Raw genomic sequence first — 19197 nt, forward strand, 5'->3', positions numbered from 1 at the left:
GTTCTCCTTGTCGTGATTCTTATTGTTCCATGATGAAGCCGGCATCCAGCACGCCCACCAGGTTGGTGATGCGCTCTTCTGGGGTGCGGCCCAATCCGGTCGGGGTGATGGTATTGGTCAGCGAGATGCCGTCCAGGGCATCCTTGTAATCCAGCTTGCCCACCGACAGCATGGAGGCGACCATGCCGTGGTTATCCGCGCCGTTTTCGGGGTTAGCACCCGGGGAGAAGGGGGTGCCGGCCTTGTGGCCCGACGGGAAGGAGCCTGTTGCCTTGCCGTAGACCACGTTGGAGGTAATGGTCAGCACGGACTGGGTGGGGATGGCATTGCGGTACATCGGGATGGCCTTAATTTTCTCCATCACGGTGTGCACGATGGTGGCGGCGATGTCATCGGCGCGGTCGTCGTCGTTGCCGTAGAACGGGAATTCGCCTTCGGTGATGTAATCCGTAATCAGGCCGGTCTCATCCCGGACCGGGGTGACCTTGGCGTATTTGATGGCAGAAAGCGAATCGGCGACGATGGAAAGCCCCGCGATGCCGCAGCCCATGGAGCGGATGATATTGGAATCATGCAGCGCCATTTCCACGGCCTCGTAAGCGTACTTATCGTGCGAGTAGTGGATGATGTTTAGCGCCTCGACGTAAGTGCCAACCACCCAGTCCAGCATCTCCTCGTACTTTTGCCAGACCTCGTCGAAGTCCAACGGGCCATCGCCTTGAATCGGCTCGTAGCCTTCAACGACTTGCTTGCCGGAGACCTCATCCCGGCCGCCGTTCATGGCGTAGAGCAGGGCCTTGGCGGCATTGACGCGGGCGCCGAAGAACTGCATCTGCTTGCCCACTTCCATCGGGGACACGCAGCAGGCAATCGCAGCGTCATCGCCCCACTCGTCGCGAATCTGGCGATCGGACTCGTACTGGATGGAGGAGGTTTCAATGGAGATGTGCGCGCAGAATTCCTTGTAGCCTGCGGGCAACTCCGGATCCCAGAAAATGGTGATATTCGGCTCCGGTGATGGCCCCAGGTTGATCAGGGTCTGCAGGAGGCGGAAGGAGGTCTTGGTGACCATGTGGCGGCCGTCGCTGCCGAAGCCGGCATCGGACCAGGTGGCCCAGTACGGGTCGCCGGAGAAAATCTGGTCATAGTCGATGGTGCGCAGGAAGCGGACGATGCGCAGCTTCAGCACGAGCGCGTCGATGATTTCCTGTGCCTGTTCCTCGGTGATGATGCCAGCGGCCAAATCGCGCTCGAAGTAGCAGTCGAAGAATGCGGACAGGCGGCCGATGGACATGGCGGCACCATCCTGGGACTTGATGGAGGCGAGGTAGCCAAAGTAGGTCCACTGCACGGCCTCGTGGGCGGTGCGCGCCGGCTCGGAGATATCGAAGCCGTAGGACTCGGCCATCGCCTTGAGCTTCTTCAGGGCCTTGATCTGCTCGGAGTGCTCCTCGCGGTAGCGGGCCCAGTGCTCGGAAAAGCCGGCATCGGCAATGGCATCGCGGGCCTCAATCTTTTCCTGGATGAGATAGTCCACGCCGTACAGCGCCACGCGGCGGTAATCGCCGATGATGCGGCCACGGCCATAGGCATCGGGCAGGCCGGTGATGATGTGTGATGAACGGGCGGCGCGGATGCGCGGGGTGTAGATATCGAAGACCGCATCGTTGTGGGTCTTGCGGTAGCGGGTGAAGATCTTCTCCACCTCGGGATCTACCTCTTTGCCCGCCTCGCCGATGGCCTGCTTCACCATGCGCCAGCCGCCGAACGGCATCATGGCGCGCTTGAGCGGCGTATCGGTTTGCAGGCCGACGATGACGTCATCGTCTTCTGAGATATAGCCGGCCGGGAAGGCATCGATATCGGTCGGGGTGTGCGTATCGACATCGTAAATGCGCTTTTCGCGCTCGACTGACAGGTAGTCCTTTTCCAGGGTGTCCCACACGCGCAGCGTCTTATCGGTGGGGCCAGCAAGGAAGCTGGAATCGCCGTTATAAGGCGTGTAGTTGCGCTGGATGAAATCGCGGACGTTGATGCCCTCGGTCCAAGGGCCGGGAGCAAAACCTTCCCACCCTTGATACTGCTGGGGCTTAGTTGCGGTAGTCATAATTCCCTTCTTCTGGGTCAAATTTCCCGGGGCACATGCCGCCTTTTCATCCCGCAGCATCAAGCCCCGTCACTTCTTCATTGTCGGCTCGATTCGCGAAATTAACAACCGTAAACATTGCCGTGAGCACCAGTTATAAACCGGTCATCATGCTTTGCTGGTAGCCCGATTCATATAAACCACCCGTACGTTTTTGTTCGGGGGCAATCCAGCCCCGATCGTGGTTTTGCTCACGTACGCTTTGGCGCCGACCTGCGTGTACCTCTACTGTTAAGGCGGTCAGCTTCGCTTCCGTAACAAGGAGGACTTCGTGGCGTCCCAGCCCAAGCACCCCGTAGACATCGTTCCCCCCGCGCCGAAACTCGCCGCCCTTGGGCTGCAGCACGTCCTCGCGTTTTATGCCGGGGCGGTCATCGTCCCGCTGCTCATCGCCAGCTCGTTAAACCTGGACGCGGAAACTACCATCCACCTCATCAATGCCGACCTTTTAACCTGCGGTATTGCGACGATCATTCAGTCGGTGGGCATCGGCAAGCATATTGGCGTGCGCCTGCCCATCGTGCAGGGCGTGACCACGACGGCGGTATCGCCCATCATCGCGATTGGCCTGGGCGCTACCGATGGCGAGGGCGGGGCGGCATCGCTGCCCACGATTTACGGCGCCATCATCGTCGCGGGCCTTTTTACTTTCTTCGCCGCGCCGGTCTTTGGCAAGGTGCTGCGCTTCTTCCCGCCGGTGGTTACCGGTTCGGTGCTGCTGGTGATGGGCACCTCGCTGCTGGCGGTATCGGCCAATGACTTTGTCAATTATGCCGAGGGCGTGCCGGCCACGCGCGATTTGCTCTACGGCTTTGGCACGCTGGCGGTCATCATTATGGTGCAGCGGTTTTCCACCGGCTTCGTGGGCACGTTGGCGGTGCTCATCGGCCTGGTCCTGGGCACGGGCGTGGCGCTCGCGCTTGGCGATGCCTCCTTTAGCGAAGTCTCCTCCTCCCCCGCCCTCGGCATTACGACGCCGTTTTATTTCGGCATGCCGCAATTCGACCTCGTGGCGATTTTCTCGCTGATTATCGTCATGATCATCACGATGGTGGAAACAACCGGCGATGTGTTTGCCACCGGTGAAATCGTCAAAAAGCGCATCCGCCGCGATGACGTGGTGCGCGCCATCCGCGCCGATGGTATCTCCACCCTGGTAGGCGGCGTGATGAATTCCTTCCCCTATACCTGCTTTGCGCAAAACGTTGGCTTGGTGCGCTTGACCAACGTGAAATCGCGCTGGGTGGCCGTGGCAGCTGCGGGGTTCATGATTGTGCTGGGCCTTTTGCCGAAGGCCGGCGCGGTGGTTGCCGCGATTCCGTCGCCGGTGCTCGGCGGCGCATCTCTCGCGCTTTTTGCCAACGTGGCGTGGGTGGGCCTGCAGACCATTGCAAAGTCGGATCTCAGCGATGGCCGCAACTCCGTCATCGTCACCTCCGCGCTGGGCCTGGCCATGCTGGTGACCTTCAAGCCGGAGGTTGCCACTGCCTTCCCGGAGTGGGCGCAGACCTTCGTTTCTTCTGGCATGTCCATCGGCGCGATTACCGCCATCCTGCTCAACTTGTTGTTCTTCCACACCGGCAGCGCGAGCGCGCAGGTCTCGCGCGCCGATGGCAAGGGCGTGAGCCTGAACGAGCTGAACGAGGCCTCGCGCGAGGAGTTCACCGCCGCGCTGCGCCCACTATTCAATAATGAGACTTGGCCGCTGGAGCTGGCCTGGCAGTCTCGGCCGTTTAGCGATGTCAATGAGCTGCGCGCCGCCATCCAGGTCGCTGTGCTGACCGCGGAGGCTGACCGCCGCGATGCGCTCATCCACGACTACCCTGCGATGGACGAGCTGCTATTGGCCTCGTCTGATGAGGCGGCGAATATTTCCGCCGACCGCGGCTCGCTGGGGCTCAGCGATCTCGATGACGTGCAGACCGAACGCATTACCGAGCTGTCCGCCGCCTACCGCGAGCGCTTTGGCATGCCATTTGTCGCATACCTCGATACCAATGACACGGTAGAGCGTGTGATCGATGCCGGCGTGCGGCGCCTCGCCAATTCCGATGCGCAGGAATACCGCATTGCGCTGAGCGAAATCGTTGAGATCGCCAATGACCGCTTCGATATCCTGCTTGCCGATGCCAACCCCGTCCGCTCCTCCTGGGACCGCAAGTTCACCGAGGTGGACTAAGATCCGCAAAAGCACCGCAGTTCTTCAAGCAAGTACTGCGGTGCCTTTCTTGTGCGCCCGGTGAGACTTGAACTCACACGTCATAAGACACTAGAACCTAAATCTAGCGCGTCTGCCAATTCCGCCACGGGCGCGAGCAACGTTGAATAGTGTACACGGCGCGCTGATAAACAAGAAACCAGGGGCATTCCGTATTGCGGCGGTGGATAGGTAGGCTGGGTGAGGTGAGTATGCACGAGGATCAGAAGAAACGGCGCGTGAAGGTGCGGTGGTGGCACATCGCCCTCGTCATATTTTTCGTGGTGCTTTTCCTCTTCCTCGCCTATTGGCAGTGGACGCGCTTCCGCTCCGGCTCGGGCACCTTCCAAAACTTGGGCTATGCCTTTCAGTGGCCGCTTTTTGCGGTATTCGTGGTCTATGCTTATCGCACCACGCTGCGCTATGAAAATGAGCGCCTCGCCGCGGAAAACGAAGCCCGCGAGATGGATTCACTGCAGGCCTCAGAAAACGCCTCTGAAAATGTCGGCGAAACCGCCGACGGAATATCTGGCTCGGCCGATGGTTCTGAGGAGAGGGACTCGGCGGAGAAAACCGCCATCGATGAGGATTTCTTGCCGCAGCGCCCGCAGTTGAATGTGGAAGAGTTTAATGCGTTGAATCAGCCTCGGCGCCGCCGCGGTTCCCCCGCAGAGGGACGCGACGAAGGCCCAACAGATAAAAGGAGAAAGTAAATCATGACAAACCAGGTACACCCAGACCGCAAGGCGCGCATCCGCGGCCCGCTGAAGTTCTTTTCCATCGCGGCCACGGTGACCGGTATCTTCCTGATCATCCTGGTCATCCGCATGTTCTTCCAGTATGTCTTAGGCGCGGAGATTCCGGAATGGGCGACCTATATCGCCATCGTGCACGGCATCGCGTACATGACCTACCTGCTCTCCATCCTGATTCTGGGCCCGCGCGCGCTGTGGCCAGCGAGCAAGCTGATTACCACCGCGCTCGCCGGCGTGGTGCCCTTCCTGTCCTTCTGGATGGAGCACAAGCGCCGCAAGGAAATCGAGGAGCAATTCCAGCTCAACGCATAATTAGCCAGCCAGCTCCGCGATAAGCGGGACCAGCTGGGAAAGGGCGCGGCCGCGGTGCGAGACCGCGTTCTTATCCGCAGCCGACATTTCCGCCGCAGAACGCGACTCGCCTTCTGGTTGAAAGAGTGGGTCGTAGCCAAAACCATTAGCGCCGCGCGGCTCGCGCAGCAGCTTGCCTTCCCAGCGGCCCTCGGCCACGCGCTCGGTGCCTTCGGGGGTCACCAGAGCGCACACGGAAACGAAGGCGGCGGCGCGCCGTTTGTCTGGAACATCCGCCATCTGCGCCAAGACCAGGTCATTATTGGCCTGGTCATTGCCATGTTCGCCGGACCAGCGGGCCGAGAGTACGCCTGGCATGCCGTTGAGCTCCTCGATGGCCAGCCCGGAATCATCCGCGATGGTCACTAGGCCCGTGGCGGCAGCCCCGGCGCGGGCCTTGATGAGCGCGTTATCGGCGAAGGTGCGGCCGTCTTCGACGGGCTCTGGGTAGGGCTCGACCTCGGAAAGCAGGCGCAGTTCAACTCCCTCGATGCCGGCCTCGGATAGGATGCGATCGAGCTCGGCCAGCTTCTTCGGATTGCCGGAGGCGACGAGGATTACCATCCCAGCGCCGCTTTCTGCGCCGCGATAAGCTCGCTGCAGCCCTTCTGGGCCACATCCAGCATGCCGTTGAGCTGCTCGCGGCCAAAGAGGCCGTGCTCGCCGGTGCCCTGGATTTCAACGAAGTCGCCGGATTCTTGCATCACCACGTTAAGGTCCACCTCGGCGCGGGAATCTTCCTCATAGGGCAGGTCGAGGCAGATTTCGCCGTCGATGATGCCCACGGAGACCGCAGCGATGGGATCGAGCAGCGGCTCGCCGGGGACGACGCCTTCGGACTTGAGGTGCGCGATGGCATCGGCAAGCGCAACGTAGGCGCCCGTGATGGAGGCGGTGCGGGTGCCGCCATCGGCCTGCAGCACATCGCAATCGAGCTGGATGGTGTTCTCACCCAGCTCCTCCAAGTCCACGGCGGCGCGCAGGGAGCGGCCGACTAGGCGGGAAATCTCGTGGGTACGGCCCTTGACCTTGCCGCGCATGGACTCGCGTGGCATGCGGTCGTGGGTGGCGGACGGCAGCATGGCGTACTCGGCGGTCAGCCAGCCCTCGCCGGAATCGCGCTTGAAACGCGGCACCCCGAGTTCGACGGAGGCGGTGCACATCACGCGGGTATTGCCAAATTCCACCAAGACGGATCCGGCCGGGTTGGTGGTGAAATTGCGGGTAATGCGGACGCTGCGCATTTGGTCGAGCGCGCGCCCATCGGCACGAGTAAATTCAGTCATGCCCACCAGCGTAACTTAGAACTGCATGCCCGCAGTACCCAGCACGATCTCGCCGTCGAATTCCTCCCGCGCCGCCGCCACGGTGGCCTCAGCATCGCCCCAGGGCTGGATGTGGATCAACACCAGCGTGCCAACGCCCGCTTCCCGCGCCGCGCGCCCCGCTTCCGCGCCCGACATGTGCATGCCGGGTGCCATGCCCTCGGAGGAAGCACCCCAGGTCGCCTCGCAGAGGAAGAGATCGGCGCCCCGGGCGGCATCGACAAGCGCAGGCGTATAAGACGTATCGCCGGAATAGGTAATGGTCTTGCCGGTCTTCGCGTGCTCGATGCGCAGCGCATACGCCTCTACCGGGTGATTAACGGGGAAGGGGGTGATAAAGACGTCATCGACAAGCTGGTGCTCCCCCGCCACCCACTGGCTAAACGCCAAGGTATCGGACATATCGTCGATCCCATTTACCTCGTCGGAAGACAGTCGTCCCAGGTGCGTCGGGGTGGCAGACGGGCCGAAGCAGAAGTTGCGCGAGGCTGCCGGGGCCGTGGGATGGAAGCGGCGCCACACCATGAGGGAGGGAAAATCCGCGCAGTGATCCGCGTGCAGGTGGCTAAAGGCTACGTGGGCATCGCACGGATCCTGCAGTTTAGCTAGCTGGCCCAGCGTGCCCGAGCCCATATCCAGGATGATGGACGGTGCATTATCGAAAGACACGACATAGCCGGAGGCAGGATTGTCTGCGGTGGGGACGCTACCGGAGCAGCCTAGGATGGTCAGCTTCATGGAACCAATAGTTCCATGAATCCGGACCGAATGCTGGTACCGCGCGCAAAAAGGGGGAGGAAAGTCGGCTGTCTTAGCCGATCTGCGGGCCCAAAAAGCGCGTGGCCAGCTGGGCGAAGACCTCAGGATCGCCGGTGGATTCGAAGGAATGGACCGGCTGGTTGCCCTCGGGGGCGAGCATGTCCGTTTCCGTAAGAAGGCGCATGACGTCCTTCGTGGTCTCCTCTGAGGAGGTCACCAGGGACACGTTTTCGCCCATGGCGAGCTGGATGATGCCGGTAAGCAGCGGGTAGTGCGTGCATCCCAGCACCAAGGTGTCCACGCCCTGGGCCTGCAGGGGCGCAAGGTACCCCTCGGCGACGCCGAGGATTTGGCGGCCTGCCGTAATCCCGCGCTCGACAAAGGGCACGAAGTCCGGACAGGCGGCGGCTACCGCCTCAACATTGGTGTTAACCGCGAAAAGGTCCTGGTACGCGCCGGATTTGATGGTGCCCTCAGTGCCGATAACGCCAATCTTGCCATTGCGCGTGGTGGACATGGCGCGGCGCACGGCCGGGTGGATGACCTCCACGATGGGGATATCGTAGCGCTCGCGGGCATCGTGCAGGAAGGCTGCGGTGGCGGTATTGCAGGCTATGACGAGCATCTTGCAGCCACGCTCTACCAGCTTATCGGCAATATCCTGGGAAAAGGCCCGCACCTGCGAGATGGGCCGCGGCCCGTAGGGGCCGTGGGCGGTATCGCCCATATAAATAACGGATTCTTGCGGCAGCTGCTCCATCACCGCGCGGGCCACGGTCAGCCCGCCGACGCCCGAGTCAAAGATGCCGATGGGAGACGATGCGTTAGGCATTATTTCCTCCCTGCCTTTGCCGGATCATCGGAGGTGATGAACATACCGGCCAGTACGCCGCCCAGGGCGCCGAAGAGGTGGCCTTGCCAGCTAATACCCTCGGCGACGGGCAGCACGCCCCAAATCAGTCCGGAATAGGAAAAGACCAGGATAATGCCCAAAATGATCTGCAGCAGGGAGCGATTGAAGACGCCGCGCACCACGAGGTAGGCCAGCCAACCATAGACCAGCCCGGACGCGCCGATATGCGAGGTACCGGCCCCGCCCAAGAACCACGTTCCAAGGCCCGCTACCACGGTGGTGATCAAGGTGACCTCCCACCACACCCTGCGCCCGGACAAGCCAATGAGGAAGCAAAACAGGGCACCCGGCAACGAGTTGGACATCAAGTGCTCCAGGCTGCCGTGCAAGAGCGGCGCCGTGATAATGCCCCACAGGCCATCCACGTCGAGCGGGCGGATGCCGTAATTGGACAGCCCGCCGCCGAAGACGACGGCGTTGATGAGGTGGACCGACCACTCCACTGCGAGGAACCCCAGGGCCAAGGATAGGCCGGTGCTGATGCGGCCACGGCCGCGGTTGTTCGTGCTGGTCGACGCCAGCTGATTACGTGAAGTTCCACCCATAGTCATAATGGGCAATATCTTAGCCGAGCAAGTCGCGATACGCGCGAAGCCCCAGGCCAGGGCGTGCGGCGGTGACCGCGGTGACGATGGCCTCCTCCACCACGTCGGCCGCCGCAGCGCACAGCTGGACCATATCCACCTCGGCGGGTTCCTGCGCCGTCGACAAGGCGAAAATGGTATCTCCGTCCAGCGGCGAATGCGCGGGCCGAACGGCGCGCGCAATCCCGTCGTGGGCCGTCATGGCGAGGCGTTGGGCTTGGGCGGTGGTAACGGGGGCATCGGTAAGCACCGCGCCAATCGTCGTATTCAGCTTCGCGGCAGCGTGCGGCAGGTCGCGGTAGGCGTCCGCGTTGACCGGCGTGCGGCCCGGCGCGCCGTAGAGGCGGCCGGAGTGCGGGTCGATGACCTCGCCCACGGGATTGGCCACCATCGCGGCGCTGACCTCGTAGTTTCCCACCTTGCGGGTGGCCAGGCCGAAGCCGCCGCGCAGCTTGCCCGCCGTAGCGCCCACGCCCGCGCCGACCGTGCCCACCGTGTCGTCGTGGCCGGCCATTGCCGCCCGCAGCGCCGCCGCGCCATCCTCCGGCCCAGGGCGAGAGGGGCCCGCCAGCAGATCGAAAATCACCGCCGCCGGCACAATGGGCACGCGCGGGCCGGGCTTGTCCTCGCCAAAGACGGGGAAACCCACCCCGTGCGCTTCCAATTCGCGCATGACGCCATCCGCGGCGGCCAAGCCAAAGGCGGACCCGCCCGCGAGCACGATCGCATGGACGCGCTCGACGGTATTGTGCGGCTGCAACAGATCGGTCTCGCGCGTACCGGGCCCGCCGCCGCGCACATCCACGCTGGCTAGCGCGCCCTTCAGGCCGCAGTAGAGCACGGTGGCACCAGTGTCCTCGCCGGAAAAATGGCCAATGCTAATGCCGTCAATCATTAATCCATCAACACTTCCAGCAGGGAATCCTGGCAATAGGCCAGCCATTCCACCAAGGTATCGCGGTCCGTCATGAGGTTGTCGTCGGTCGCGTCCCCAGCCGCGACGTATAAGCGCAGATCATTGAGCCCCGCCACGAAGGCTTGGGCTTCCTGCTCCGAAATGGAGACCTCTACCCCGCCGGTAGGGCCCAGCGCATTGCCGATGACCTGCAGGTTCTGCAGCTTCGCCCGCGCGATGTCGTTTTCGTGCAGCGAGCGCAAGAGGGAGGCATCGCCGTCGTATTCCTCATCGCCGGGCTTTTGGAAGTCCGGGAACAGCCGCGCCAGGGAGGGATCCTCGGGGGCCTCGGTATGGCCGGTGGGCATGTCCAGCATTTCCGCGAGCTCATCCTTCGGCGCGGACTGGGCGCGGCCGATGATCGCCTCAGAGACGGTGGCGGTGAGGTTGCCGATGACTTCGCGCTCCATGGGCTCGAATACCGCCGTGATTTTGGGCCCGCGCATGAGCGATTTCTTCTTTTTCCACGGTTGCATCTATCTACCCTGCCTGTTGCATTGTCGCCCACAGACCCGCGATCTGGAGCTTTTTAACGTCCGCCTCAACCTTGTCCTTCTCACCGCTGGACACGGCGGCCTTGCCTTCCGTGTGGACCTGCATCATCAGCTCGTTGGCCCGCTTTTTGTCGTAGCCCAAAACGGTTTGGAATACGTAGGACACGTAGCTCATCAAGTTGACGGGATCGTCCCAGACGATGCACATCCACGGCAGATTCTCGCTCGCGGCCACATCAACTTCGATTCCTTCATCCAAGTCGGGCGTGGCCATGGGAGAGCTCATACGGACTTCGGGGTGTTGCGGCTTCATGCCTTATAGCCTAATCATTTTTCGCTGGCATTTCGGGCATTGGGTCTCCCCGCAGCTCACCAGGGTGGAGGCCCGGGTATGCTGAAAGCTTCTTAACCTGTGAGTAGTATCAGGCTCATGAATGACATAGCACGCCCTATCGATCGCTCCACCGCCTTGCTCACGGATAAATACGAGCTCACCATGCTGCAAGCCGCGCTTCGCGATGGCACCGCCCACCGCAACGTGACCTGCGAGGTCTTTTCCCGCCGCCTGCCCAATGAGCGTCGCTACGGCGTCGTCGCCGGCACCGACCGCGTGCTGCGCGCGGTGGAGGACTTCCGCTTCTCCCCCGAGCAGCTGGAACAGATGGATTTCCTGGATGAAGATACCCGCCAGTACCTGCGTGACTGGCGCTTTTCCGGGCAAATCGACGGCTACCGCGAAGGCGAGCTGTATTTTCCCAACTCACCCATTTTGACGGTGCGCGGCACCTTTGGTGAGTGCGTGGTGCTCGAAACCATCGTGCTTTCTATCCTCAACGCCGATTCCGCCGTCGCCTCTGCCGCATCCCGCATGGTCACCGCCGCCGATGGCCGCCCCATTTTGGAGATGGGCAGCCGCCGCACCCACGAGTACGCGGCCGTAACCGCCGCCCGCGCTGCTTACCTCGCCGGCTTTACCGCCACCTCCAACCTGGAGGCAGGCTTCCGCTACGGCATCCCGGTATCTGGTACCGCCGCCCACGCCTGGACCTTGGCGCATACGAACCCGGATGGCACGAGCAATGAGGAGGCGGCCTTCCGCGCGCAGATCGATACTCTGGGCATCGATACCACCCTGCTGGTGGATACGTATGACATCACCAAGGGCGTCGAGACCGCGGTCAAGGTCGGTGGTCCGGAGCTTGGCGGGGTGCGCATCGATTCCGGTGACCTGGGTGCGGTGACCCGCCGCGTGCGCAAGCAGCTCGATGAGCTGGGCAATCACAATACCAATATCGTTGTCTCGTCCGATTTGGACGAGTTTGCCATTGCGGGTCTGCGCGGCGATCCCGTCGATGTCTACGGCGTGGGCACCTCCGTGGTCACCGGATCCGGTGCCCCGACCGCGGGCATGGTCTACAAGGTCGTCGAGGTCGACGGGGTCCCGGTGGCCAAGCGCTCGTCGTCCAAGCAATCAGTGGGCGGGGCCAAGCGCGCGCTGCGCACCTACCGGTCTTCCGGCGTGGCGGTAGAAGAGGTCGTGTACCCCTTCGCCGCGCAGGCGCCGGATACGGGCCAGCTCACCACCCGCGAGTTGACCATCCCCTTGATGCGCGATGGGCACATCGTGGAGGATCTGCCCGATTTGGAGGCCTCTCGCACCTACTTGGACGAGGCCCGCAAGACCCTGCCGTGGGAGGGCCTGGCGCTTTCGCGCGATGACGCCGCCGTGCCCACGCGAATGGTGGGCTTTAAGGACTAGGTCGCTAGACTGTGTGGGGTGAGTGACCCTGCAGATGAGCCCCTAAACCACGACACGGAAACGCTGCTAGGCGCGGCGGTGGATGCGCTCGGCGGCTCCCGCCGCGAGGGCCAGGTTCGCATGGCCAACGCGGTATCCAAGGCCTTGGAAACCGAGCGCCACCTCGCCGTCCAGGCGGGCACGGGTACGGGTAAATCCCTGGCCTACCTGGTTCCGGCCATCCGGCATGCGATGAACTCGGGTTCCACCGTCGTCGTCTCCACCGCCACGCTGGCGCTGCAGCGCCAGTTGGTGGAGCGCGACCTCCCGCGGCTGACGGAGGCGCTAGCCGATGTCATGGAGCGCACCCCCACCTTCGCCATCATGAAGGGCCGCAATAATTACGTGTGCCTGAATAAGATCGCGGCCACACCGGATGACCCGGAGGCTCTTATCGATGAGTCCGATATCTCCTACCGCGGCAAGGCCGTGCGCCGCATCCACGACTGGGCGCAGGAGACCGAGACCGGTGACCGGGATGATTTAGAGTTCGGCGTGCCGGATTTGGTGTGGCGGGCGGTATCGGTGACCTCGAATGAGTGCTTGGGGGCTGGGCGCTGCCCGCACGGTGCGGATTGCTTCGCCGAAGAGGCCCGCCGGGCGGCTGCCGATGTCGATATCATCGTCACCAACCACGCCATGCTCGCCATCGACGCCATCTCTGAGGCAAATATCCTGCCCGAACACGATGTGGCGATCATCGATGAGGCACACGAGCTCGATGGCCGCATTACCTCCGTGTCCACCGCGGAAATTACCTCCCGAGCCATTAAGATGGCGGCGAACCGGGCTAAGTCATTGGGCAATGCCGGAAACCTGGCGGAGTTGGCGGATGAATTCGATGATCTGCTGCGCGTGCAGGAGCCCGGCCGGTGGACGGATTTGGATGAGACGTCCCAGGCGCACTTGCGCGCGCTTGCCGACGAGTTCCTGCGCGTTAAATCCCTCATCTCCCGCGCCCCAGAAGGCGAGGCTAACGATGACCCAGAAAAGAACGCCGAGCGCCAAAACCTAAGCAATCACCTCACGGACCTGGCCGAGGCAATCGGGAGGATCTTGGAGGTCTTCGCCACCGATGACCCTGCCGCGCAGGACGATGTCGTGTGGCTGGAGGGCACCGATACACTCGCCGTCGCGCCGTTGTCTATCGCGCATATGCTGCGCGAGAACCTATTTGGGGAGCAAACGGTCGTACTCACCTCGGCCACGCTGGCCCTAGGCGGGCGATTCGACGCCATGGCAGCACAATGGGGCCTACCGTCCGGCACGTATGACACGCTCGATGCGGGAACGCCCTTTGACCCGGCGAAATCCGGCATCCTCTATACCGCCAAGCACCTCCCGGCGCCGGGGCGGGATGGGCTGTCCTCCGAGACCTTGGAGGAAATTTACGAGCTCATCATGGCCGCCGGCGGGCGCACGCTGGGGCTATTTTCCTCGCGCCGGGCGGCAGAAGAGGCCGCGGAGGCCTTGGCGCCGCGTTTGCCGTTTGATCTTTATGTGCAGGGCGAAGATGCCATCGGCACACTGGTGGACAAGTTCTCCAAGAAGGAAAACTCCTGTCTCTTTGGCACCTTGACCCTCTGGCAGGGCGTGGACGTGCCGGGGCCATCGTGTTCGCTGGTCCTCATTGACCGCATCCCCTTCCCGCGGCCCGATAACCCACTCTTGCAGGCCCGCTCCCAGGCGGCCGACGCCGCCGGGCGCTCCGGGTTCATGGAGGTCTCTGCCAATCACGCGGCGCTACTCATGGCGCAGGGATCCGGGCGGCTTTTGCGCCACGTGACGGACCGCGGGGTGGTCGCCGTGCTGGATAACCGGCTGGAATACAAACGCTATGGCGCATTCCTCAAGGCATCCATGCCACGGTTCTGGCAAACCACAAACCCGGAGACGGTGCGCGGGGCGCTTAAGCGATTGGTCGCCGCAGCGCACACACGGTAGCCGAGTCGGGGGCGATCTCGGTAAACCCGGCATCGATGATGACCACCGCCTCTTCCTGCGCGCAGGCGGTGCCAAATAACTCCGCGTCCACCTCGCGGACGGAAAGCGGGAAACCTTCTGCCGCCCAGGCGGCGGCTTCCTCTTGGCTCATAGCCGCGGCGAGCATCATCGAACCGTGGCCCACTTGAGCGGCGGCCTTGCCCGCGGTCATGGCGAGGCTGCGGTCGACGTAGATAATGGGGGCATCGGCAAGCGGAGGCCCTGGCTCGTCCATTGCGAGATCCGTATGACCGATCTGCAGCTTGCTAATCAACGGGTCCACCTCCCCCACTGCCGAGGGCGCAAACGCACGCGCGCGGTCATCAACGGTAACACCAGGCAGTAGCTGCACATCGCGCCACGCCTTATTGCGCGCGCGGCGGGCGATCTTGCGGATGCGGTGGCCGTACCACTGCGCGAGCGCCGCGGCGAAGGCGCCGTCCTCGCCGGCGCGGTCATCTAGGCAGGCGGCCACCACGGCGCGGGCTGCCGCAGTAAGCACCTCGCTGCGCGCTGGAGGATCCTGCTTGGGGAGGTGGAGGGCTATCTGCATCGCTTGCACGGTGGACGGGTCCGCTGGGTCCTCGTGGGAATCGCGGGCCGTGCAGGCGGCGACGAGGCGCTGGTGGGCTATCTCGAACTTAGTCATCGGCAATCCCCAGCATCGGTAGGACGGCGTCGAGGCGGCGCGGGGTGATGCAAGCATCGGCGGTCTCGCGCAACGCTGGCTTCGCGTCAAAGGCAACACCCAACCCGGCAGCGGTGACCATGGCGATGTCATTAGCGCCATCGCCCACCGCGACGGTGGACTCCATGCCGATTCCGGAATCGGCGGCGAATTCGCGCAAGAAATCCTCCTTCGCCTGGCGGTCGACCACCTGCCCAATCACCTTGCCGGTCAACTTCCCATCGCGGATTTCCAGGGTATTGGCCCGTACGTAGTCGAGCTGGAGGTCTGTGGCCAAGCCCTCGAGAACTTGAATAAAGCCACCCGAGACCACGGCGGTGCGGTGGCCCAGACGGTGGAGGGTACCGATCGCTTCCTTAGCGCCAGGTGTCAGCTCGATATCGCGGGCAACCTCATCGATGATGGAGGCATCTAGGCCCTCCAGCACCGCGACGCGCTCGCGTAGGGACTCCTCGAAGTCCAATTCGCCGCGCATGGCGCGCTCGGTCACCGCGGCCACTTCTGCTTCCTTGCCCGCGTGGGCGGCGAGCATCTCGATGACCTCGCCTTCAATCAGCGTCGAATCGCAGTCGAAGCACACCAAGCGCTTGCCGCGATTGCCCAAGCTCTCGAGGGAGATATCGATACCACGTTCAACGGCGACTTGCCGCAGCTCCCGCCGCGCCGCGGTGGCATCTTCGAGTGCCACGGTAAGTTCCACCGCGAAAAGGGAATCCAGCGCTATCCGGCGCATGCGAAACGTCTCCCCTTTCACGGTCTCCTGCACCGCGCTAATGTCCTCGGCGGTAATATTTGCGCCGATGAGCGCGACGGCATAGCTTGGCGCGAAGGACACCTCGTGCCCGAAGGGCGCCATGGCATCGCGCAAGCGGTCCTCTAGGGCTGCGGTATTGGTGCCGGAAAGGCCGCACTGCGCGGTGAGGGTGAGGTGATTGGAGGCGGTGGCGAGGTGGACATCGGCAAGCGGGTCAGGAAAATCAGCCAACGCGGTAAGGAAAGCGGCGGCCGCCCCCGGAACATCTGGTCCGAGGCTAGTAATGATCGTGGTATCAGCTTGAATATTCACAACGACCATTATCCCACACACGCCAAAGCCGCCCTCCCTACCTCTGAGAAGCTGGGGAAGGCGGCTGTAGTCAGGAGTTAAAGTGCGGGCTTAGTGCTTGCCCACGTGAGCTTCCTCGCGCATGCGCTCAACCATGTGCGGGTAGTGCAGCTCGAATGCCGGACGCTCGGAGCGGATGCGTGGCAGGGAGACGAAGTTATGGCTTGGAGGCGGGCAGGAGGTTGCCCACTCCAAGGAGTTGCCGTAGCCCCATGGGTCGTCCACGGTAACGACCTCACCGTAGCGCCAAGACTTGAATACGTTCCAGACCAGCGGGATAACGGAGGCGCCGAGAACGAAGGAGAAGATGGTGGAAATCTGGTTGAAGACCGTGAAGCCATCGGACTCCAGGTAGTCGGCGTAGCGACGTGGCATACCCATGTTGCCGACCCAGTGCTGAATCAGGAAGGTGCCGTGGAAGCCGATGAAGGTCAGCCAGAAGTGAATCTTGCCTAGGCGCTCGTCCAGCATGCGGCCGGTCATCTTCGGGAACCAGAAGTACAGGCCACCGAATGCGGAGAACACAACCGTACCGAACAGGGTGTAGTGGAAGTGCGCAATCAGGAAGTAGGACTCAGCCAAGTGGAAGTCCAGCGCCGGAGAAGCGAGCATAACACCGGTCATACCACCGAAGAGGAAGGTAGCCATGAAGCCCATGACCCAAATCATCGGGGTATCCCAGGTGATGTGGCCCTTCCACATGGTGCCGACCCAGTTGAAGAACTTCACACCGGTAGGCACCGCAATCAGGAACGTCATGAACGAGAAGAACGGCAGCAGGATGGCGCCGGTGACGAACAAGTGGTGTGCCCACACGGCCATGGACAGCGAGCCGATAGCCAGGATGGCGAAGACTAGGCCGATGTAGCCGAAGACCGGCTTGCGGGAGAAGACCGGGACAATCTCGGAGACAACGCCGAAGAACGGCAGCGCGAGGACGTAGACCTCGGGGTGGCCGAAGAACCAGAACAGGTGCTGCCACAGGATGGCACCGCCGTTAGCGGAATCGTAGATGTGGCCGCCCAGCTTGCGGTCATACAGCACGCCCAAGGCGGCTGCGGTCAGCAGCGGGAAGATCATCAGCACGATGGCGGAGGCGGTGAAGACGCCCCAGCAGAAGACCGGCATGCGGAACATAGTCATGCCCGGTGCGCGCAGGGTCAAGATGGTGGTGATCATGTTGATGGCGGAGGCAATGGTACCGACACCGGTAGCGCCCACACCGACGATCCACATATCGGCGCCGATGCCGGGGGTGTGTACGCCATCGGCAAGCGGCATGTACATGGTCCAGCCGAAGTCAGCCGCACCACCAGGGGTGATAAAGCCAAGCAGCATGACGATACCGCCGAGCAGGGTCACCCAGAAACCAAAGGCGTTCAGACGCGGGAAGGCCACGTCCGGCGCGCCAATCTGGAGGGGCAGGATGTAGTTACCAAAGCCCCAGACAACTGGCGTAGCAAACAGCAGCAGCATCACGGTGCCGTGCATGGTGAACAGCTGGTTGAACTGCTCATTGGACAGGAACTGCAGACCCGGGGTGAAAAGCTCCGCACGGATCAGCAATGCCATAAAGCCACCGAGGAAGAAGAAGCTGAAGGCCATGATCAAGTACATGATGCCCAGCTGCTTGTGGTCGGTGGTGGTTAAAAATACCCAAGCCTTTGAACCGGTCTTTTCCCTACCGGTCGGCTCTGGACGTGTGGGAGCGACGTAATCGTCGACCCGTGGCGCCACAGCGGTCATAGAATCCTCCTGAATAACAAAGTGTCAGCGGACCGGGTCCACCTACACCTAGGTTTACTTCGATTATATTAGGACATTTTCCCCTGTTCTTGCCAGCTTCTCTTAAAGGTCTTTCAGCTTGGGGGTATCCCCCCAATAACCTCAACCGTCACATACCCCCAGCACGTGGGGCGGGCATCATTTAAGGTTTACATTCTTTGGGCTAGGTATGGGTGTCGCATGTCACAGCGGTTGCGGGATATGCAGGTCAAAAACCGGAAAACGCACCCCCCGCTCGTTATCAACCTTTCGGTTGAGTGTGAAGCGAAGGTGCGCGGGGACTAGGAACGGCTAGAAGTCCCAGTCATCGTCCGTGGTGTCCTCGGCCTTGCCGATGACATAGGACGAACCCGAGCCGGAGAAGAAGTCGTGATTCTCGTCGGCGTTGGGCGAAAGAGAGGACAGGATAGCCGGCGAGACGCGGGTCTCATCGGCCGGGAAGAGGCCCTCAAAGCCCAGGTTATTCAGGGCCTTGTTGGCGTTATAGCGCAAGAAGCGCTTGACGTCTTCGGTCCAGCCCAGCTCGTCGTAGAGGTCCTCGGTGTAGTCGATCTCGTTGTCATAGAGCTCGAAGGCCAGATCGAAGGTGTAGTCCTTCAATTCTTCCTGGCGCTTTTCATCCAACTTCTTGTATTCCTGCTGGAACTTATAGCCAATGTAGTAGCCGTGCACGGCTTCGTCGCGGATGATCAGCCGGATGATATCGGCAGTATTGGTCAGCTTCGCGCGGGAAGAGAAGTACATCGGCAGATAGAAGCCGGAGTAGAACAAGAAGGACTCGAGCAGCGTGGAGGCCACCTTCTTCTTCAACGGGTCATCACCGTTGTAGTAGGCTAGGATGATCTTGGCCTTCTTCTGCAGGTTCTCGTTTTCCTCGGACCAGCGGAAGGCATCATTGATCATCGGGGTGGAAGCCAAGGTCATAAAGATATTGGAATAGGACTTGGCGTGCACCGACTCCATGAAGGCGATATTGGTATATACCGCCTCCTCGTGCAGGGTCTGCGAATCCGGAAGCAAGGAGATCGCACCGACTGTGCCCTGGATGGTATCCAGCAGCGTCAGGCCGGTAAAGACCCGCATGGTGGTTTCTTTTTCTTTTTCCGTCAGCGTCTTCCAGCTGGGGAGATCATTAGAGACTGGGACCTTTTCCGGGAGCCAGAAGTTACCGGTCAACCGCTCCCATACCTCGAGGTCTTTGTCATCGGGGATGGTATTCCAGTTGATAGCTTTTACCGGGCTGTCATGACTAGCAACGTAGTCATCGTATTCGTGCGACACGCGATGTCACTCCAATGCTTCACTGTGTAGAATTTCGAGTCCCAGTATACCCAATGCCGCCCTACCTCATCCCGCCGC

The 19197-nt window shown here is 62.0% G+C and carries 18 protein-coding genes and 1 tRNA gene; 5 read left to right on the plus strand and 14 right to left on the minus strand.

Going from position 1 to position 19197, the window contains the following annotated elements:
• Positions 1-19 precede the first annotated feature (19 nt).
• Positions 20-2107, minus strand: coding sequence for a formate C-acetyltransferase (pflB, locus tag QP970_RS03390; protein WP_284869601.1), 2088 nt, complete (start codon positions 2105-2107; stop codon positions 20-22).
• 310 nt (positions 2108-2417) lie between these two features.
• Between pflB and QP970_RS03395 the strand changes: the two genes are divergently transcribed.
• Positions 2418-4325, plus strand: a complete 1908-nt coding sequence (locus tag QP970_RS03395) for a solute carrier family 23 protein (protein WP_284869603.1) — start codon at positions 2418-2420, stop codon at positions 4323-4325.
• A gap of 52 nt (positions 4326-4377) precedes the next feature.
• Here QP970_RS03395 and QP970_RS03400 read toward each other — a convergent pair.
• Positions 4378-4459 (minus strand) — tRNA-Leu (locus QP970_RS03400).
• Positions 4460-4555: 96 nt separating this feature from the next.
• On the opposite strand from QP970_RS03400, the gene QP970_RS03405 reads away from it, so the two are divergent.
• Both QP970_RS03405 and QP970_RS03410 read left to right on the plus strand, forming a co-directional pair.
• Positions 4556-5056, plus strand: coding sequence for an MreC domain-containing protein (locus QP970_RS03405; protein ID WP_284869605.1), 501 nt, complete (start codon positions 4556-4558; stop codon positions 5054-5056).
• Between the two features lie 3 nt (positions 5057-5059).
• On the plus strand, positions 5060-5410 hold the full coding sequence (locus QP970_RS03410; protein WP_023023696.1) for a DUF3817 domain-containing protein: 351 nt from the start codon (positions 5060-5062) through the stop codon (positions 5408-5410).
• Here QP970_RS03410 and rdgB read toward each other — a convergent pair whose 3' ends face one another.
• From rdgB to clpS, 8 genes are all read right to left on the minus strand, one after another.
• Positions 5411-6013, minus strand: a complete 603-nt coding sequence (rdgB, locus tag QP970_RS03415) for an RdgB/HAM1 family non-canonical purine NTP pyrophosphatase (RefSeq protein WP_284869607.1) — start codon at positions 6011-6013, stop codon at positions 5411-5413.
• The gene (rph, locus tag QP970_RS03420; RefSeq protein ID WP_005277773.1) at positions 6007-6735 is read right to left on the minus strand and encodes a ribonuclease PH; all 729 of its coding nucleotides are present in this window, start codon (positions 6733-6735) and stop codon (positions 6007-6009) included. The genes rdgB and rph overlap by 7 nt, the downstream gene beginning before the upstream one ends.
• Before the next feature lie 15 nt (positions 6736-6750).
• Positions 6751-7512: an MBL fold metallo-hydrolase gene (locus QP970_RS03425; protein ID WP_284869609.1), complete on the minus strand. Its 762-nt coding sequence runs from the start codon at positions 7510-7512 to the stop codon at positions 6751-6753.
• 73 nt (positions 7513-7585) lie between these two features.
• Positions 7586-8365 carry a glutamate racemase gene (gene murI / locus QP970_RS03430; RefSeq protein ID WP_284869611.1) on the minus strand — a complete coding sequence of 260 codons (780 nt, stop codon included), beginning with the start codon at positions 8363-8365 and terminating at the stop codon, positions 7586-7588.
• Entirely contained in the window at positions 8365-8997 is a 633-nt protein-coding gene (locus tag QP970_RS03435; protein WP_284869613.1) for a rhomboid family intramembrane serine protease, read from the minus strand. Before QP970_RS03435 ends, murI begins: the two co-directional genes overlap by 1 nt.
• 13 nt (positions 8998-9010) lie before the next feature.
• Complete coding sequence (locus tag QP970_RS03440; protein ID WP_284869614.1) at positions 9011-9925, minus strand: P1 family peptidase; 915 nt, start codon at positions 9923-9925, stop codon at positions 9011-9013.
• The gene (locus tag QP970_RS03445) at positions 9925-10461 is read right to left on the minus strand and encodes a DUF2017 domain-containing protein (protein ID WP_284869616.1); all 537 of its coding nucleotides are present in this window, start codon (positions 10459-10461) and stop codon (positions 9925-9927) included. The genes QP970_RS03440 and QP970_RS03445 overlap by 1 nt, the downstream gene beginning before the upstream one ends.
• Before the next feature lie 4 nt (positions 10462-10465).
• The gene (clpS, locus tag QP970_RS03450; RefSeq protein WP_005277757.1) at positions 10466-10792 is read right to left on the minus strand and encodes an ATP-dependent Clp protease adapter ClpS; all 327 of its coding nucleotides are present in this window, start codon (positions 10790-10792) and stop codon (positions 10466-10468) included.
• A 117-nt stretch (positions 10793-10909) separates the two neighbouring features.
• Between clpS and QP970_RS03455 the strand changes: the two genes are divergently transcribed.
• Positions 10910-12238: a nicotinate phosphoribosyltransferase gene (locus QP970_RS03455; RefSeq protein WP_284869618.1), complete on the plus strand. Its 1329-nt coding sequence runs from the start codon at positions 10910-10912 to the stop codon at positions 12236-12238.
• Between the two features lie 18 nt (positions 12239-12256).
• Positions 12257-14221, plus strand: a complete 1965-nt coding sequence (locus QP970_RS03460) for an ATP-dependent DNA helicase (RefSeq protein WP_284869620.1) — start codon at positions 12257-12259, stop codon at positions 14219-14221.
• Here the strand turns inward: QP970_RS03460 and QP970_RS03465 are convergent.
• The 4 genes from QP970_RS03465 to nrdF all read right to left on the minus strand — a co-directional run bounded on the left by QP970_RS03465 (position 14187) and on the right by nrdF (position 19119).
• Positions 14187-14909 carry a peptidyl-tRNA hydrolase gene (locus tag QP970_RS03465; protein ID WP_284869622.1) on the minus strand — a complete coding sequence of 241 codons (723 nt, stop codon included), beginning with the start codon at positions 14907-14909 and terminating at the stop codon, positions 14187-14189. The two genes, QP970_RS03460 and QP970_RS03465, sit on opposite strands and share 35 nt — an antisense overlap.
• Positions 14902-16023, minus strand: coding sequence for a phosphoserine phosphatase SerB (serB, locus tag QP970_RS03470; RefSeq protein WP_284869624.1), 1122 nt, complete (start codon positions 16021-16023; stop codon positions 14902-14904). Before serB ends, QP970_RS03465 begins: the two co-directional genes overlap by 8 nt.
• Before the next feature lie 81 nt (positions 16024-16104).
• Positions 16105-17799, minus strand: coding sequence for an aa3-type cytochrome oxidase subunit I (ctaD, locus tag QP970_RS03475; RefSeq protein ID WP_239269909.1), 1695 nt, complete (start codon positions 17797-17799; stop codon positions 16105-16107).
• Positions 17800-18129: 330 nt separating this feature from the next.
• Positions 18130-19119: a class 1b ribonucleoside-diphosphate reductase subunit beta gene (nrdF, locus tag QP970_RS03480; RefSeq protein ID WP_239269910.1), complete on the minus strand. Its 990-nt coding sequence runs from the start codon at positions 19117-19119 to the stop codon at positions 18130-18132.
• Positions 19120-19197: the final 78 nt, after the last annotated feature.

Source organism: Corynebacterium sp. MSK073 (assembly GCF_030232085.1).
In the GTDB taxonomy this organism is placed as follows: Bacteria; Actinomycetota; Actinomycetes; order Mycobacteriales; family Mycobacteriaceae; genus Corynebacterium.

Excerpts from the sequence above, each read along its gene's own strand:
- ctaD (WP_239269909.1), bottom strand. The coding sequence starts at position 17,799 with ATGACCGCTGTGGCGCCACGGGTCGACGATTACGTCGCTCCCACACGT.
- rdgB (WP_284869607.1), bottom strand. The coding sequence starts at position 6,013 with ATGGTAATCCTCGTCGCCTCCGGCAATCCGAAGAAGCTGGCCGAGCTC.
- serB (WP_284869624.1), bottom strand. The coding sequence starts at position 16,023 with ATGGTCGTTGTGAATATTCAAGCTGATACCACGATCATTACTAGCCTC.
- murI (WP_284869611.1), bottom strand. The coding sequence starts at position 8,365 with ATGCCTAACGCATCGTCTCCCATCGGCATCTTTGACTCGGGCGTCGGC.
- QP970_RS03445 (WP_284869616.1), bottom strand. The coding sequence starts at position 10,461 with ATGCAACCGTGGAAAAAGAAGAAATCGCTCATGCGCGGGCCCAAAATC.
- QP970_RS03410 (WP_023023696.1), top strand. The coding sequence starts at position 5,060 with ATGACAAACCAGGTACACCCAGACCGCAAGGCGCGCATCCGCGGCCCG.
- QP970_RS03455 (WP_284869618.1), top strand. The coding sequence starts at position 10,910 with ATGAATGACATAGCACGCCCTATCGATCGCTCCACCGCCTTGCTCACG.
- QP970_RS03425 (WP_284869609.1), bottom strand. The coding sequence starts at position 7,512 with ATGAAGCTGACCATCCTAGGCTGCTCCGGTAGCGTCCCCACCGCAGAC.
- clpS (WP_005277757.1), bottom strand. The coding sequence starts at position 10,792 with ATGAAGCCGCAACACCCCGAAGTCCGTATGAGCTCTCCCATGGCCACG.
- QP970_RS03465 (WP_284869622.1), bottom strand. The coding sequence starts at position 14,909 with ATGACTAAGTTCGAGATAGCCCACCAGCGCCTCGTCGCCGCCTGCACG.
- QP970_RS03405 (WP_284869605.1), top strand. The coding sequence starts at position 4,556 with ATGCACGAGGATCAGAAGAAACGGCGCGTGAAGGTGCGGTGGTGGCAC.
- QP970_RS03435 (WP_284869613.1), bottom strand. The coding sequence starts at position 8,997 with ATGACTATGGGTGGAACTTCACGTAATCAGCTGGCGTCGACCAGCACG.
- pflB (WP_284869601.1), bottom strand. The coding sequence starts at position 2,107 with ATGACTACCGCAACTAAGCCCCAGCAGTATCAAGGGTGGGAAGGTTTT.
- QP970_RS03440 (WP_284869614.1), bottom strand. The coding sequence starts at position 9,925 with ATGATTGACGGCATTAGCATTGGCCATTTTTCCGGCGAGGACACTGGT.
- rph (WP_005277773.1), bottom strand. The coding sequence starts at position 6,735 with ATGACTGAATTTACTCGTGCCGATGGGCGCGCGCTCGACCAAATGCGC.